The following is a 15261-nucleotide window of genomic DNA, read 5'->3' on the forward strand; positions in this document are numbered from 1 at the left end:
CGGGCTTCCGGAACCGGCTGGACGCTTCGTCTGCAGCGACAGGTCAACGACGGCCTCCCGAGCCTGCAGTAGCAATCCGACGTTCGGATCTTGCTCCGAACCATCCAGATGAACACAAGAGACGAGAGATGAGTCACGAAGCAGTTAAGTGGGCGCACAACCTTGCGCCCATTCCGATGGATTCCAACGGTAAGCCCAACGCCTCGTGCGCCGCTGTCTTGGTCGGGCTGGCCATTCATGCCGGCCCCGACGGGAAGGGCGCATTCCCCAGCACCAGGACGCTCGTGCGCTATACCCGCCGGTGCGAGCGCACCGTACGTACGGCACTCGACCGCCTGGAGGCCGACCAGATCATCCGAAAAGGTGACCCGGCCATCGTGGCCGCCCACATCAAGCGGGGTGATCGGCGCCCGCAAGTCTGGGACCTTGCGATGGAGCGCGTGCGTACCGATCTGGATGCTGAAGACCTCAAGGCCCTGGAGGCCATGTTCCCCGGTGTCACCGCTCGCGTTGAGGCGGCGAAGGCCGCCGCCGGTGAAGCACCTGTGGATAACGCCGACGCACAGGCTGTGGACAACCAGGAAGGCGGGGCGCAGCTTTCGCACCCCGTCGCCTCCACGGGGTGCAGCCGACGTGGCGACGAGGTGCAACCGGTGCAGCTACGGGGTGCAGCCGCTGCACCGGAACTCTCCACTGAACCAAGCAATGAACCACCACCACCCGCACGGGCCGGCATCGACGCCGGGACACCTGTGGACAACCAAGGGGCGGGCGGTGCGGATCTCGGCAGCCATCAGCAAGCCACCGCCACGCCGGTCGAGTTGTTCTTGGCCAAGCTCGGCCCCGACTGGCCGCTGTCCAAGGGACAGCTTCGCCGCCTCGTCCCCGTCGTCACCAGGGCAATCGCAGCCGGCTGGGATCCCACCGTTCTCGCCGAGTACGTACGGGCCAACACCACTGGAGTGCGCAGCCCGTACGCCGTGCTGACATCTCGCCTGGGGGACCTCCCTGATCCGCCGCGTAGGTCCCGCCGGACATATCCGGATGAGCGAACTGTGGCCGAGGCGACCACGAGTGCGGTGTGCATCCACGGCGACCCACGGCCCCGTGCGTGCGCTCTGTGCCGCCGTGGCATCGCTCTGGAGGAAACCGCATGAGGATGCACAAAGCTGCTCTTCCAGAGCACCCAGTGGTTCCAAGCGACCCCGACGCCAATACCGCCAAGCACGTCGCCGGGGCCGCACTCCTGCCGTCAGCAACGAACGTATAGGAGCACCCCCATCATGAAGGCATCCACCCGCCGTACCCAACCGACTCCCCATGTTGTGTTGCCGAGCGGGCCTCCCCGCCTCACGCCTGGCGCGGCCTCGGAACTGCTCGCCATCCTGTTAGAAGCCCATCACCACCTCCAGACCAGCCACCCGGACGCGGCCTGAGGAACCCATGAACACCATCCCCTTCGCCTTCTACGGCCGAGTCTCCACTGAGGACAACCAAGACCCCCAGTCCTCACGGGCCTGGCAGATCACCCGCTCCCGCGCGCTCATCGAGCCGCGCGGGGGTGTGATCGTCGCCGAGTTCTTCGACGTCGACAAGTCCCGTTCGATCCCTTGGCAGCGCCGCCCGCACGCGGCGGCGCTGCTCGCCGAGCTGCGCAACCCCGATCGAGGCTTCGGCGCGGTGGTGATCGGCGAACCACACCGAGCCTTCTACGGCAACCAGTACAGCCTCACCTTCCCCGTCTTCGAGCACTTCGGAGTCCAGCTCTGGGTACCCGAGGTAGGCGGCCCGATCGACCCGACCAACGAGGCCCATGACCTGGTCATGAGCGTGTTCGGCGGCATGAGCAAGGGCGAGCGCAATCGCATCAAGATCCGCGTGCGAAGCGCCATGTCCGCCCAGGCCCAGATGGAGGGCCGCTTCCTCGGCGGCCGGCCGCCATACGGCTACCGGCTGGCCGATGCCGGCCCTCACCCCAACCCCGCCAAGGCCGCCGACGGCAAGCGTGCCCACCGGCTGGAACTCGATTCCGCAGCCGCGCCCGTGGTGGAAGAGATCTTCGCTGCCTTCCTCGACGGCTACGGCCTGTTCGCCATAGCCGAGAGGCTTACCCGCAACGGGATCCCGAGCCCGTCGGCGCACGACCCGGCCCGGAACCGGCACCGCTCCGGCATCGCCTGGTCCAAGAGCGCAGTGCGCGCCATCTTGACCAATCCTCGGTACGTGGGACACCAGGTGTGGAACCGGCAAGGTAAGCACGAGGTCCTCATGAACGTGGATGACGTCAGCTTGGGCCACACCACCAGACTCAGGTGGAACGCCAAGGAGGACTGGGTCTGGTCGGAACAGGTTGTTCATCCGCCGATCGTGTCCAAGGAGGACTTCGATGCCGTTCAGATGACGCTGACCGGGCGGGGCAATCGCCACACGGACAAGACTCGTAAGCGCACCCCGAAGCCGTACCAGCTCCGAGGGCTGCTGTACTGCGGCATCTGCGACCGCAGGATGCAGGGCCAATGGGTCAACGACGCACCGTACTACCGGTGCCGCTTCCCCGAGGAGTACGCCCTGGCCAACCACCTCATGCATCCCCGCAACGTCTACCTACGCGAAGACCGCGTGGTCCTGCGACTCGACCGTTGGCTCGGCCGGCTGTTCGCGCCGCACCGGGTCGATCAGACTCTCGACCTTCTGGTGGCCGCGCAGGACCTGGGCCCGCCCGAGGTCCACGCCCTCGCCGTGGCGCGCCGTCAGATCGCCGAGTGCGATCGCAAGCTCGCCCAGCATCGCGCGGCCCTTGAGGCGGGCGCAGACCCGTCTCTGGTCACCGGCTGGATCCAGGAGGAGCTCGTCCGAAAGAAGGCGGCCGAGCAACGGCTCAGCAGCGCGCACGTACGGCCCCAGAAGCGGCTGGGGCGAGATGAGCTGGCGGAAATCACACACAGACTGGGAGACATGGTGCGAGTGCTCTCGAACGCCGACCCGATCCGGAAGGGCAAGATCTACGCCGAGATCGGCCTGCGGCTGACCTACCATCCGTCAAAACAAAAAGTCCTGGTCACGTCTTCTCGTGACCAGGACCCCATAGGCCACCGGTTTGTGTCCGAGGGGGGACTTGAACCCCCATGCCCATCACTGGGCACTAGCACCTCAAGCTAGCGCGTCTGCCTATTCCGCCACCCGGACTTGGTGCCTGCACGCGAGACCGTCATCCCGCGTCGGCTCAGTAAGGTTAGCAAACTCTGAGGAGTGCGTCATACCAAGAATCCGTACCCCGGCAGAGAGATGTCTCACCGCCTGCGGATAAGGCGATCTGGGGTCCTGGATGGGGGTCTCGTGACGGCGGGCGCGGAGGGATGTGGGGGTTCGGGGTGGTTCGCGGGCGGGGGAGTTGGTGAATTCCTGGGACTCAGGTGAAAAGGCCTTGCGACAACCTTGAGTACTGCTACGGTTACGGACCGTTGAGGGGTGAGTCCACGGACCGGCCTCACGACGTGAGGCCGGTTCTTGGAGCTCGGGAGGGCATGTGACGCGCGTGGCGGTGCAGCGGCTGAGGGCGATGGCCCGTGCTGCGCGCCGCCCGCGCGTGACTGTCCAGGCTGTCCCGGCTCCGGGTCCGACCACCGAGCTGGGTGACCGGATGGCGCGGTTCGCGGCCGGTGCCCGGCGGGTCGTCGTGAAGGCAGTCGCGATTGGCGCCCTGGTGGCCGCCGGGTGGCTGCTCGTTGTCGTGTTCGGCATGCTCACCGCCGCTCCGGCGGCCGCGGATTCCACCGCGGCGACAGGGGCGGCCGAGAGTTCGGACGCGACCCCGGCGGCCGGCAATGCGGCCGGTGATACGGCCGGTAACGCGGTCAGTCACACGGCTGGCAATGCGGCCGGTGACCCGGCCGCGCAGCACGGGCTCACCGCGCCCGTTCGTGTCTCGGCGTCGGACAACGCCGAGGCCATGGCCGGGCGTACGGTCGACGGTCTCAACAGCCAGCGGGACCCTGGCCTGCCCGCACCTTCCTCCGCCGGGAAGATCCTGGACACCGATGGTCTGGTGCCCAACGGCGGCGGCAGTGGTCCCTTCGGCCCTGCGACCGGGGATGCCGTGAGGTCCGGTTTCGACCCGCGGCTCCAGGCCGGCCGTGCCCTCCCGGCACGCCTGCTTCCCCCCGTCGTCCGCACAGCGGCGGACGACCCCTCCTTCTCACCTGACTGATCCCCGCACCTGGACACCGGCTCGAATCAAGGCAGCCGGCCGGGGCGACGAGGGTTCGGAGCGGTCGCTGAAGGTCACGCCTCAGCGAGCCCGGACACCCTCAGCGAAGCCCAGACGCCGTCAGTAAGCCGGGCACCGTCAGTAAGCCCGGGCGCCTCAGAAAGAGGCCAGGAGTCACGGCGTCGGAGTCCGTAATCGCACGTAGAGCGGCGGAGTGTGGCATCAATCCCTCCGCCCGCGGGTGAAACAACGTCACGTTCCAAGTTCCACCGGTTCGCGCATCCCGAGTCCCGCTGTGCACGTGCCCGGCACGTGCCCTCGGGCTGCCCGCGAACCCGTTCAGGTCATCCCCCCAAGAACCACTAGGAGCATTCATCATGCGTACGTGGGCGAAGGCATCGAGCCCCGCGGCCCTGCTGGCCGTGGCCGTCATGTCGTTCGGAACCGGCGGCACCGCGCTGGCCGACACCTCCGGCAACGGGTCCGTCGGCGGCGGCAACCAGGTCGATCTGCCGATCTCCGTCCCGATCGACATCAGCGGCAACTCCGCCGCCGCGATCGGCAAGTCGGAGGCCACCTCCCAGGGCGGCGCCGAGGTCGTCAACCAGGGCCGTCCCGGCATCCCCAACGACACCTCGGGCAACGGCTCCGTCGGCGGCGGCAACCAGGTGAACGCGCCGATCAGCGTCCCCGTCAACGCCTGCGGCAACGCCGTCTCCCTGATCGGCAAGTCCGACGCGGGCTGCAAGGGCGGGGCCACGGTCCGTACCCAGGGCAGGGGCGGCGCGGGCGGCAACCGTACGTCGGGCAACGGCAGCGTGCTCGGCGGGAACCAGATCTCCGCACCCATCTCGGCCCCGATCAACGCCTGCGGAAACGCGCTGGCGATCTTCGGTGACGCGACGGCCGGCTGCACCGGCGGCGCCGCCGTCAACAACACCGGGCGAGGCGTGGGCGGCAACCGTACGTCGGGCAACGGCAGCGTGCTCGGCGGGAACCAGGTCGTCGCGCCCATCTCGGCGCCGATCAACATCTGCGGCAACTCGATCGCGGTGATCGGGCGGGCCTTCTCCGGCTGCCGCGGCGGCTCGACCGTCACCAACAACGGCGGGCCCGGCCACCGCTACCAGACCCGGCACCTGGCCGCGGGCTCGACGGGCAACGACACCGACGGGCGTTTCGGGGCCGGCAGCGGCAACCAGGTGGTCGCCCCGATCAGCCTGCCGGTGGACGTCTGCGGCAACGCCGTCGGGAACGCCTCGGCCGGGTGCAAGGGCGGCTCGAAGGTCGAGCACTCGGGCTCCGGCGGCAACCGTACGTCGGGCACGGGCGGCGTGCTGAGCGGCAACCAGGCGGTGGCCCCGGTCAGCGCCCCGATCGACGTGTGCGGCAACGCCGCGGCGGTGCTCGGCCACGCGTTCGCCGGGTGCAAGGGCGGCGCCGTCGTACGGAAGTCCGGCAGGAACGCGGGCGGCAACCACACCTCGGGCGCCGGTGGCGTGCTGAGCGGCAACCAGGCCGTCGCGCCGATCGCGGCGCCGATCAACGTCTGCGGCAACGCGGCGGCGGTCCTCGGCCTGTCCGAGGCCCGCTGCAGGGGCGGGGCGGGCGTCTGGGCGCACGAGGGCGCCGGCTGGGGCGGCAACCGCACCTCGGGCGCCGGCGGGGTGCTGAGCGGCAACCAGGCCGTCGCGCCGATCGCGGCGCCGATCAACGTCTGCGGCAACGCCGCGGCCGTCCTGGGCGACGCCGCCGCCGGCTGCCTCGGCGGCTCGAACGTCGGCAGGCCCGGGCACGAGCGTCCCGACGGGTTCGAGCGGTTCGCCCGCGCCAACAACAAGGTCGCGGCGGCCAAGGGCGGGATGCTGCCCATCACGCCCTCCCTGCCGGTGCTGGGCGGCGCCCAGGAGGTCGGCGGCAAGGTGACCGAGGTCGCCCACCAGGTCCAGGGGCTCGGCAGCGCGACCGAGCTGACCAAGAGCGTCCCGGGCGTCAGCACCGTCGCCAAGCAGGTGGAGGGCTACGGCAATGTGGCCGAGGTCACCAAGCAGGTCGAGGGTGTGGGGAACGTCACCGGGCAGCTCCCCGTCGTCCCGGACGCCGCCAGGACGCTGGGCCTCCCGGCCCTCCCCGAGCTGCCCGGCCTGCCCGTGACCCCGGCGAAGCCGAAGCGGACCGCGGTGTCCGCCCCGGTCGACGGCAGGGGCCGCGCGGTCTCCTCGGGCCCGGCCTCCGCGCTCGCCCCGGCCACCGACCTGGTCGCCTCCACGCCGGCCGGTGGGGCGGTGGCCTCGGCCACCCGCAGCCTGCCCGTTCCGGACATCGGCCTGATGAGCGCCGAGCAGCCCGCGGGCGTGACCGGCATGAACGCGGGCTCGGTGCTCGCGCTGCTGGTCGGCTCCCTGCTCGCCGCCTCGGCGACGATGTTCGCCACGGCCCGCCGGTTCCGGTTCGGCCGTAAGTAAGGGATTCAGCGAGTACGTAACACGGTACGGCTACCGCTCACAACCTGTGAGTAGCCCGCCATAGACGCTTTGCCCGTTCCGGGGGCGCGGCCCGGGGCGGGCAAAGCCATGTCCGGGTTCAGAGGGTGCTGCGTACTCGCATGATCTTCCGCCGCAGGCGTACGTGACGGCTGCCGTCGGGGTGCACGCGGACGCGCGCGAGCTCCCACTTCCCGTACTCTGCGTGTTCGGTGAGCAGTTGACGTGCTGCTTCGCGAGTGAGATCACGTGGAATGAAGATATCCATGTAGGAGTAGTCGAGCACAACGATTAGTCTCCAGGGTGAGTCAGGGCGCCATGCCGCTCGATGGGCCTTATTCTGCGTGCTTGTGGGTGGACCCGGAAGCGAGTGGGTAGCCCGGGGGAAGGAAATTTCCGCGAGTCGGGTTACCTTTCAGTCTGTGCCGACTCCCGGCAGGGGGATTTGCAAGCGAACAGCGAGGTAGGAAGCAGCGTGCCAGCCAAGAACGGCAGCGCCGGCGGAACACGCCTGGTGATCGTCGAGTCGCCGGCCAAGGCGAAGACCATCGCCGGGTACCTCGGGCGCGGCTACATCGTCGAATCGAGCATCGGCCACATCCGCGACCTGCCGGAGAGGGCCGACGACATCCCCGAGAAGTTCAAGGGAGCCCCATGGGCCCGCCTCGGGGTGAACGTCGAGCACGGGTTCGAGCCGCTGTACGTCGTCAACCACGACAAACGCTCGCAGGTCGCCAAGCTGCGGCAGCTACTCAAGGACGCCGACGAGCTCTATCTGGCCACTGACGAGGACCGCGAGGGCGAGGCCATCGCCTGGCACCTGCGCGAGGTGCTCAAGCCCAAGGTGCCGGTGCACCGCATGGTGTTCCACGAGATCACCCCGCAGGCGATCCGTGACGCCGTGGCCAACCCGCGCGACCTCAACCTGCGCCTGGTCGACGCCCAGGAGACGCGGCGCATCCTCGACCGGCTCTACGGCTACGAGGTCAGCCCCGTCCTGTGGAAGAAGGTCAAGCCGAAGCTGTCGGCCGGCCGGGTGCAGTCGGTGGCGACGCGGCTGGTGGTGGAGCGCGAGCGGGAGCGCATCGCGTTCACGCCCGCCCACTACTGGGACCTGCAGGCGCTGTTCGACACGAACAAGCCGGAGGAGCGCCCGCGCGACTTCACCGCCACGCTGACCGGGGTCGACGGCAAGCGGGTGGCGCAGGGGCGCGACTTCGCCAGCACGGGGCAGCTCAAGAGCGGTTCCGCCGTGCTGCACCTGACGGAGGCCGCCGCCGGTGAGCTGGCCGGGCGGTTGCAGGGGGTCTCGTTCGCGGTCAAGTCCGTGGAGCGCAAGCCGTACACGCGCAAGCCGTACGCGCCGTTCCGGACGACCACATTGCAGCAGGAGGCCAGCCGGAAGCTGGGGTTCTCCGCCAAGTACACGATGCAGGTCGCGCAGCGGCTCTACGAGAACGGGTTCATCACCTACATGCGTACCGACAGCATCACGCTGTCGGAGACGGCGGTCGCGGCCGCGCGGTCGCAGGCGATCAAGCTGTACGGCGCCTCGTACGTGCCGGACAAGCCCCGCGTCTACGCCAGCAAGGTGAAGAGCGCGCAGGAGGCGCACGAGGCGATCAGGCCGTCGGGCGAGGAGTTCCGCACGCCGGGCGAGACCGGGCTGTCGGGCGACATGTTCCGGCTGTACGAGCTGATCTGGCAGCGCACCGTGTCCTCGCAGATGAAGGACGCGGTCGGCGAGTCGATCACGGTGAAGGTGGCCGGCAGGTCGTCGGCCGGCGAGGACGTCGAGTTCAGCGCGTCCGGCCGGACGATCACGTTCTACGGGTTCCTGAAGGCGTACGTGGAGGGGGCCGACGATCCGGCCACCGACCGCGACGACTCCGAGAAGCGGCTGCCGAACCTGGTGGAGGGCGACGCGCTCAGCGTGACGCGGCTCGACGTGGCCGGTCACTCGACCAAGCCGCCCGCGCGCTACACCGAGGCTTCGCTGGTCAAGGAGCTGGAGGACCGGGAGATCGGGCGGCCTTCGACGTACGCCTCGATCATCGGGACCATCCTCGACCGCGGCTACGTGTTCAAGAAGGGCACGGCGCTGGTGCCGTCGTTCCTGGCGTTCGCCGTGGTCAACCTGCTGGAGCAGCATTTCGGGAACCTGGTCGACTACGACTTCACGGCCGAGATGGAGAAGGTGCTCGACGACATCGCCAACGACCGGGCGGAGCGGGTGCCTGAGCTGCAGCGCTTCTACTACGGGGCCGACGGCGACGAGGGCCTGAAGGAGATGGTCACCGACCTGGGTGACATCGACGCCAAGGAGATCAGCTCGTTCCCGGTCAAGGGCACGGACATCGTGCTGCGGGTCGGGCGGTACGGGCCGTACCTCGACAGGGACGGCGCGCGGGTGAACGTGCCCGAGGACATGACGCCCGACGAGCTGACGGCGGAGAAGGCCGAGGAGCTGTTCTCGCGGCCGACCGGCGACCGGCAGCTCGGGCACGACCCGGTGACCGGGCACATGATCGTGGCCAAGGACGGGCGGTACGGGCCGTACGTGACGGAGGTCCTGCCCGAGCCGGCGGCCGACGAGGAGGCCCCGAAGCGGCGCACGAAGAAGGCCGACGCGCCGAAGCCGCGGACGAGCTCGCTGTTCAAGTCCATGTCGCTGGACACGATCACGCTGGAGGACGCGCTCAGGCTGCTGTCGATCCCGCGGGTGGTGGGCGAGCTGGAGGGCGAGGAGGTCGTCGCCCACAACGGGAAGTTCGGGCCGTACCTGAAGAAGGGCACCGACTCCCGGTCGCTGGGCTCCGAGGACGACCTGCTGTCGGTCACGATCGAGCAGGCCAAGGAGCTGTTCGCGCAGCCCAAGCAGCGCGGGCGGGGCCGGGCCGCGGCGGCGGCGCCGCTGCGCGAGCTGGGTGACGACCCCAACTCCAAGAAGCCCGTCGTGGTCAAGGAGGGGCGGTTCGGGCCGTACGTGACCGACGGCGAGACGAACGCGTCGCTGCGCAAGGGCGACACGGTCGAGGACATCACGATCGAGCGGGCGGCGGAGCTGCTGGCCGAGCGGCGCGAACGGGCGCCCGCGCCCAAGAAGACCACCACCACGAGGAAGGCGCCCGCGAAGAAGGCTCCGGCGAAGAAGCCGGCGACGAAGTCGTAGGGTGTCCTCGATCACGCCGTGAACCCAGGACGCAGGCGCTTTTTCCGGTTTTTCCGGAAGTAGCATCGAGGTGTGTTCGTCCTGATCTTCGTGGCCATGGTGTTGCTGGCGCACTGGTACCTGTGGCATCGGCTGGTGCGCCAGACGACCCGTCCCGGGCGGCTGCGCAAGGCGCTGACCTGGAGCCTGGTCGCGCTGCTCGCGGTCCTCGTGACGACGTTCGTGGGCACGAGGATGGGGCTGGAGAGCTGGGTGGCCTGGCCCGGCTACATCTGGCTGGCGGTGATGTTCTACCTGGTCGTCATCCTCGTGGTGCTGGAGGTGCCGCGCGGCGTGGCGGCGGCGTTCCTGCGCGGGGCGGAGCGGCGGGAGCGGGCGCCTCAGTCGGAGCCAGAGCCGGAGCCGGTCGCCGTGCTGGCGGGCACGGCGGCGCCGGCGGCCGACGAGCCTGTCGAGGTCGTCGAAGCGGGTGAACGGCCGGTCGTGACCGCTGTGGCGCCGGCCCGCGGGGCCGCGCCCATGAGCAGGCGGCTCTTCCTCGGACGGACCACCGCCGCCATCGCCGGGGCGAGCGCGCTGGGCACGGTCGGGTACGGCATGGCGAGCGCGCTCGGCGACCCCGTGATCGAGCGGGTCAGGGTCTCGCTGCCGAAGCTGGACCCGAGGCTGAACGGCCTGCGGTTCGCCGTCGTGAGCGACATCCACCTCGGGCCTCTCACGGGCGTCGGGCACACCGAGCGCATCGTCCGGATGATCAACGGGCTGGAGGCCGACGTGGTGGCGATCGTGGGCGACCTGGTGGACGGGACGGTCGCCCAGCTCGGGGCGCTGGCCCGGCCGTTGCGGAACCTCGAGTCCCGCTACGGGGCCTATTTCGTGACCGGCAACCACGAGTACTTCACGGCCGAGGGCCCCGGCGAGTGGATCGAGGAGCTGAAGGAGCTCGGCGTACGCTCTCTGCGGAACGAGCGGGTGGAGATCGCCCACCAGGGCGCCGTGCTCGACCTGGCGGGCGTGAACGACGTCGGCGGCGCCGCGAGCGGTGACGGCCCGGACTTCGCCAAGGCGCTCGGCGGACGCGACACCGGCCGCTCCACCGTGCTGCTCGCACACCAGCCGATCCAGGTGGACCAGGCCGCCGAGCACGGCGTCGACCTGCAGCTGTCCGGGCACACGCACGGCGGGCAGATCGCGCCGTTCAACCTGGTGGTGGGGCTGCAGCAGCCGGTCGTGTCGGGGCTGGCCTCGGTGAGGGGCACGCAGGTGTACGTGACCAGGGGCGCGGGCTTCTGGGGGCCTCCGGTGCGGGTCGGGGCGCCGCCCGAGATCACCATGCTGGAATTGCAGGGCTGACTTCGGGTAATCCGGTGGTCACGCCATGCCATGATGGCGTAGAGTATCCGCCCGGATACTTTGCGGAGGTGGTTCGTGGTCTCGTCGCCTGTGGAGCGGGTGCTGGGCCAGGAGGTCGCTCTCTGGGCCAGGCGCGGCGGGCTGCTGTTCAGGCAGGCCAGACGGGCCGCGAGCCTCAACCAGAAGGCGCTGGCCAGCGTGAGCGGCACGTCGCGTACGACGTTGTCGGCCTACGAGCACGGCAGGAAGTCGCCGACGCTGGAGACCGCTGGGCGCATCCTCGACGCGGCCGGGTTCAGGCTGGTGCTGGAGGCCAAGGTCGAGTGCGCGGCCCACGCGCGCGGTGACGGGCGCGCCTTCCACGTGCCCAGCCGGTTGCGGCGGCTGCCGGTGGCGGCGGCGCTGGGCGTGCTGCGGCTCGGCGAGCGGGTCTACGACCTGGCCGACCGTGACGAGCGGCGGGCGGCCTACACCGCGTTGTTGTGCGGGGGCGGGCCCGGCGAGGTGCTCGGTCACGTCGACGGCGTGCTGCTCATCGACCTGTGGGACGAGCTGGTCCTTCCCGATGAGATCAGGGCCGCGTGGCAACCATTGGTGGAAGAGGCGCGGCAAGAGTCCGGAGTTATGAATTGATGATGTTTTTGGGGGCCTATTCGAGGTGTGTAACCTGCGCTCGGGGTCGTTCACGTAATACCCTCGGCCACGAGCAGCCGGGAATATCCGGCTCGTCTCTTGACTGCCCACTTCCGGTCAACACCTGGATACGCTGAAATCATGACTGCCCTTGGCCGTAGCCGCCCGGCCCATGTGCTGGCCAACGCGCCGTTCCGCCGGCTGTGGACGGCCATGTCGGTGTGCAGCCTGGGCGACTGGCTCAACCTGCTGGCGCTGACCGCGCTCGCGGGCAACCTCACGCAGGGTGACTACCGCGTGCAGTCGCTCGCCGTCGGTGGCGTGTTCGTGGCCAAGATGTTGCCCGCCGTGCTGCTGGGGCCGCTGGCGGGCGTGTTCGCCGACCGGTTCGACCGGCGGCTGACGATGTTCTGCGCCGACCTGGCCAGGTTCGCCGTGGTGCTGTCGATCCCGTTCGTCGACAGCTACCAGTGGGTCATCATCGCGACCGTCCTGGTCGAGTGCGTGAACCTGTTCTGGGTGCCGGCCAAGGAGGCCACGGTCCCCAACCTGGTGCCCAAGGCGCAGCTCGAGTCGGCCAACCAGCTCAACCTGCTCGTCACGTACGGCACCGCGCCCATCGCGGCCATGCTCTTCGCGGCGCTGTCGGTGGCGGGCGACCTGATCGCCGGCATCGTGCCGTTCCCGCTGGGCCGCGACGCGACGGGGCTGGCCCTGGTCGTGAACGCCTGCGCGTACCTCGTGTCGGCCTTCCTCATCTTCACCCTGCGCGACATCCCCAAGCGCGACGGCGCGATCTCCACGCCCTCCGTGCTCAAGCAGGTCGTCGAGGGCTGGCGGTTCGTGGGCGGCGACCGCCTGGTGCGCGGCCTGGTCATCGGCATGCTCGGGGCGTTCGCCGCGGGCGGGGCCGTGGTCGGCGTGGCCAAGGTGTACGTGGCCGCCCTGGGCGGCGGTGACGCGGCCTACGGCGTGGTGTTCGGCGCGGTCTTCGTCGGCATGGCGCTGGGCATGTTCTTCGGGCTCAGGCTGCTGCGCGAGCTGTCGCGGCGGCGGCTGTTCGGGCTGGCGATCACCGTGGCGGGGCTGGTGCTGGTCGCCATCGCGCTGGTGCACAACCTGGTGATCGTGGTCATGCTGACCGTGGTGCTGGGGGCGTGCGCGGGCATCGCCTGGATCATCGGTTACACGCTGATCGGGCTGGAGGTCGAGGACTCGATCCGGGGCCGGACGTTCTCGTTCCTGCAGTCGACGGCGCGGGTGACGTTGCTGCTCGTGGTCTCCCTCGCCAACCCGCTGGCCGCGATCTTCGGGCTGCACGTGCTGGAGCTGGGCGAGTTCAGCTACCGCTTCGACGGCACGAACCTGGTGCTGGTGATCGGCGGGGCGCTCGCGGTGGGCGTCGGCGTGCTGGCGCTGCGGCACATGGACGACAGGAAGGGTGTCTCGCTGGCGGCCGACCTGATCGCGGCGGTGCGCGGCGAGCGCTTCCCCACCGAGGCGGCCGAGCACGTGCCGGGGCTGTTCGTGGCGTTCGAGGGCGGCGAGGGGTCGGGCAAGACCACCCAGTCGCGGCTGGTCGCCATCTGGCTGCGCGACCAGGGCTTCGACGTGGTGCAGACGCGCGAGCCCGGCTCCACCAAGATCGGCATGCGGTTGCGCGCGATCCTGCTCGACGCGGCCGAGCGCGGGCTGTCGGCGCGTTCCGAGGCCCTGCTGTACGCCGCCGACCGGGCCGAGCACGTCGAGAAGGTGATCAGGCCGGCGCTCTACCGGGGTTCACTGGTGGTCACCGACCGGTACGTCGACTCGTCGCTGGCCTACCAGGGCGCCGGGCGGGCTCTCGACCCCAAGGACGTGTCCAAGATCAACGCATGGGCGACCGGCGGGCTCGTGCCGCACCTGACCGTGCTCATCGACACGCCGCCCGAGGTGGGGCTGACTCGGCTGGGCGGGGCGGCCGACCGGATCGAATCCGAGCCGCTGGAGTTCCACGAGCGGGTGCGCAAGGAGTTCCGCGCGCTGGCTGCCGCCGCCCCCGAGCGGTACCTCGTGGTGGACGGCACGCTGCCGCAGGACGTGATCACCCGCCAGATCCAGGACCGGATCAGGGAGATCCTGCCCGACCCGGTTCCGCGCGAGTCAGAGGACATCACGGGGACGATGCCCGCCATCCGCGACTAGCCTTGTGCCGTGACGGTTTTCGATGACCTCGTTGGGCAGGACCAGGCGGTAGCCGTGCTGTCGCGGGCCGCGGCGGCGGCCGGCGAGGTCGTCGCGGGCGGGCGCGGCGCCGGCATGACGCACGCCTGGCTGTTCACCGGCCCGCCCGGCTCGGGCAGGGAGGACGCCGCGCGCGCCTTCGCCGCCGCGCTGATGTGCCCCGACGGCGGCTGCGGCCACTGCGACCAGTGCCACCAGGTGCTCATCGGCTCCCACCCCGACCTGGAGTCCGTACGCCCCGAGGGCCTGTCCTACAGCGTCAAGCAGACCCGCGAGCTGATCCTGCGGGCGGCCGGGGCGCCGACGCAGGGCCGGTGGCGGGTCATCCTCTTCGAGGACGCCGACCGGGCCACCGAGTCCGCCGCGAACGCCCTGCTCAAGGCCATCGAGGAGCCGCCGCCGCGTACGGTGTGGCTGCTGTGCGCGCCCGCGCCCGACGACCTGATGATCACCATCAGGTCGCGCTGCCGCCTGGTCACCCTCACCACCCCCGCCACCGAGGCCGTGGCCCACGTGCTGGCCACCCGCGACAGCGTGCCGTGGGAGACTGCCAGGTTCGCGGCGCGGGCCGCGCAGGGGCACGTCGGCCGGGCGCGCGCGCTGGCGCTGGACGAGGGGGTCAGGGCGCGGCGGGAGGCCGTGCTGAGCATCCCGCGCTCGCTGACCGGCGTCGGCGAGTGCGTGTCCGCCGCCGAGCGGCTGGTGAAGACCGCCGAGGAGGAGGCCGCCGCCGCCACGGCCGCGCTCAACGAGAACGAGACCTCGGAGCTGCGCAAGCTGTACGGCGAGGGGTCCACCGGCAAGGGGCTCAACCGGGGGCTGGTGCGCGGCGGGGCCGGCGCGCTGAAGGAGCTGGAGGATCGGCAGAAGTCGCGGGCCACCCGGATCAAGCGCGACTCGCTGGACGCCGCGCTGCTGGAGCTCGTGTCGTACTACCGCGACGTGCTGACCATGCAGTTCGGGGCGGCCGGGGTCGAGCTGGCCAACGACGATCTGCGCTTCGACCTGGACCAGCTCGCCAAGTCGGGCACGCCCGAGGAGACGCTGCGGCGGATCGATGCGATCATGCAGTGCAGGGAACGGCTGGCGGCGAACGTCAATCCGCAGATGGCCGTCGAGGCGATGATGCTGGCGCTGCGATCCTGACCGCGGCGCCCGGTCTGGCGGAGGGCGCTGGTGCGGGTGAACGG

10 protein-coding genes, 1 tRNA gene and 1 pseudogene are annotated in these 15261 nt (G+C 70.2%); 9 read left to right on the top strand and 3 right to left on the bottom strand.

Features of this window, described 5'->3' with window-relative positions; translation table 11 throughout:
• Positions 1-128: 128 nt before the first annotated feature.
• Both HD593_RS59020 and HD593_RS65540 read left to right on the top strand, forming a co-directional pair.
• A complete protein-coding gene (locus HD593_RS59020; protein WP_185111508.1) occupies positions 129-1157 on the top strand; it encodes a helix-turn-helix domain-containing protein in 1029 nt (342 codons plus the stop codon).
• Between the two features lie 286 nt (positions 1158-1443).
• Positions 1444-2559: pseudogene (locus tag HD593_RS65540) on the top strand (recombinase family protein); the annotation flags it as partial.
• Positions 2560-2604: 45 nt separating this feature from the next.
• Here the strand turns inward: HD593_RS65540 and HD593_RS60890 are convergent.
• Both HD593_RS60890 and HD593_RS59030 read right to left on the bottom strand, forming a co-directional pair.
• Positions 2605-2787 (bottom strand): hypothetical protein, encoded by a 183-nt coding sequence (locus HD593_RS60890; RefSeq protein WP_221525484.1) that lies wholly within the window; start codon positions 2785-2787, stop codon positions 2605-2607.
• A gap of 313 nt (positions 2788-3100) precedes the next feature.
• Positions 3101-3186: transfer RNA gene (locus HD593_RS59030), tRNA-Leu, on the bottom strand.
• Between the two features lie 340 nt (positions 3187-3526).
• On the opposite strand from HD593_RS59030, the gene HD593_RS59035 reads away from it, so the two are divergent.
• Positions 3527-4207 (top strand): hypothetical protein, encoded by a 681-nt coding sequence (locus tag HD593_RS59035; protein ID WP_312904418.1) that lies wholly within the window; start codon positions 3527-3529, stop codon positions 4205-4207.
• A gap of 377 nt (positions 4208-4584) precedes the next feature.
• Positions 4585-6672 carry a chaplin family protein gene (locus HD593_RS59040; protein WP_185111509.1) on the top strand — a complete coding sequence of 696 codons (2088 nt, stop codon included), beginning with the start codon at positions 4585-4587 and terminating at the stop codon, positions 6670-6672.
• A 118-nt stretch (positions 6673-6790) separates the two neighbouring features.
• On the opposite strand, the gene HD593_RS59045 is transcribed toward HD593_RS59040, so the two are convergent.
• Positions 6791-6976, bottom strand: a complete 186-nt coding sequence (locus HD593_RS59045) for a DUF5703 family protein (protein ID WP_138709921.1) — start codon at positions 6974-6976, stop codon at positions 6791-6793.
• Between the two features lie 189 nt (positions 6977-7165).
• On the opposite strand from HD593_RS59045, the gene topA reads away from it, so the two are divergent.
• The 5 genes from topA to HD593_RS59070 all read left to right on the top strand — a co-directional run bounded on the left by topA (position 7166) and on the right by HD593_RS59070 (position 15217).
• Positions 7166-9862 (top strand): type I DNA topoisomerase, encoded by a 2697-nt coding sequence (gene topA, locus HD593_RS59050; RefSeq protein ID WP_185111510.1) that lies wholly within the window; start codon positions 7166-7168, stop codon positions 9860-9862.
• A gap of 72 nt (positions 9863-9934) precedes the next feature.
• Positions 9935-11215, top strand: coding sequence for a metallophosphoesterase (locus HD593_RS59055; protein ID WP_185111511.1), 1281 nt, complete (start codon positions 9935-9937; stop codon positions 11213-11215).
• A gap of 75 nt (positions 11216-11290) precedes the next feature.
• Complete coding sequence (locus HD593_RS59060) at positions 11291-11848, top strand: helix-turn-helix transcriptional regulator (RefSeq protein WP_221525486.1); 558 nt, start codon at positions 11291-11293, stop codon at positions 11846-11848.
• A 141-nt stretch (positions 11849-11989) separates the two neighbouring features.
• Positions 11990-14032 carry a dTMP kinase gene (tmk, locus tag HD593_RS59065; protein ID WP_185111512.1) on the top strand — a complete coding sequence of 681 codons (2043 nt, stop codon included), beginning with the start codon at positions 11990-11992 and terminating at the stop codon, positions 14030-14032.
• Between the two features lie 9 nt (positions 14033-14041).
• Entirely contained in the window at positions 14042-15217 is a 1176-nt protein-coding gene (locus HD593_RS59070; RefSeq protein WP_185111513.1) for a DNA polymerase III subunit delta', read from the top strand.
• Positions 15218-15261: the final 44 nt, after the last annotated feature.

This window comes from Nonomuraea rubra (assembly GCF_014207985.1).
Taxonomy (GTDB): domain Bacteria; phylum Actinomycetota; class Actinomycetes; order Streptosporangiales; family Streptosporangiaceae; genus Nonomuraea; species Nonomuraea rubra.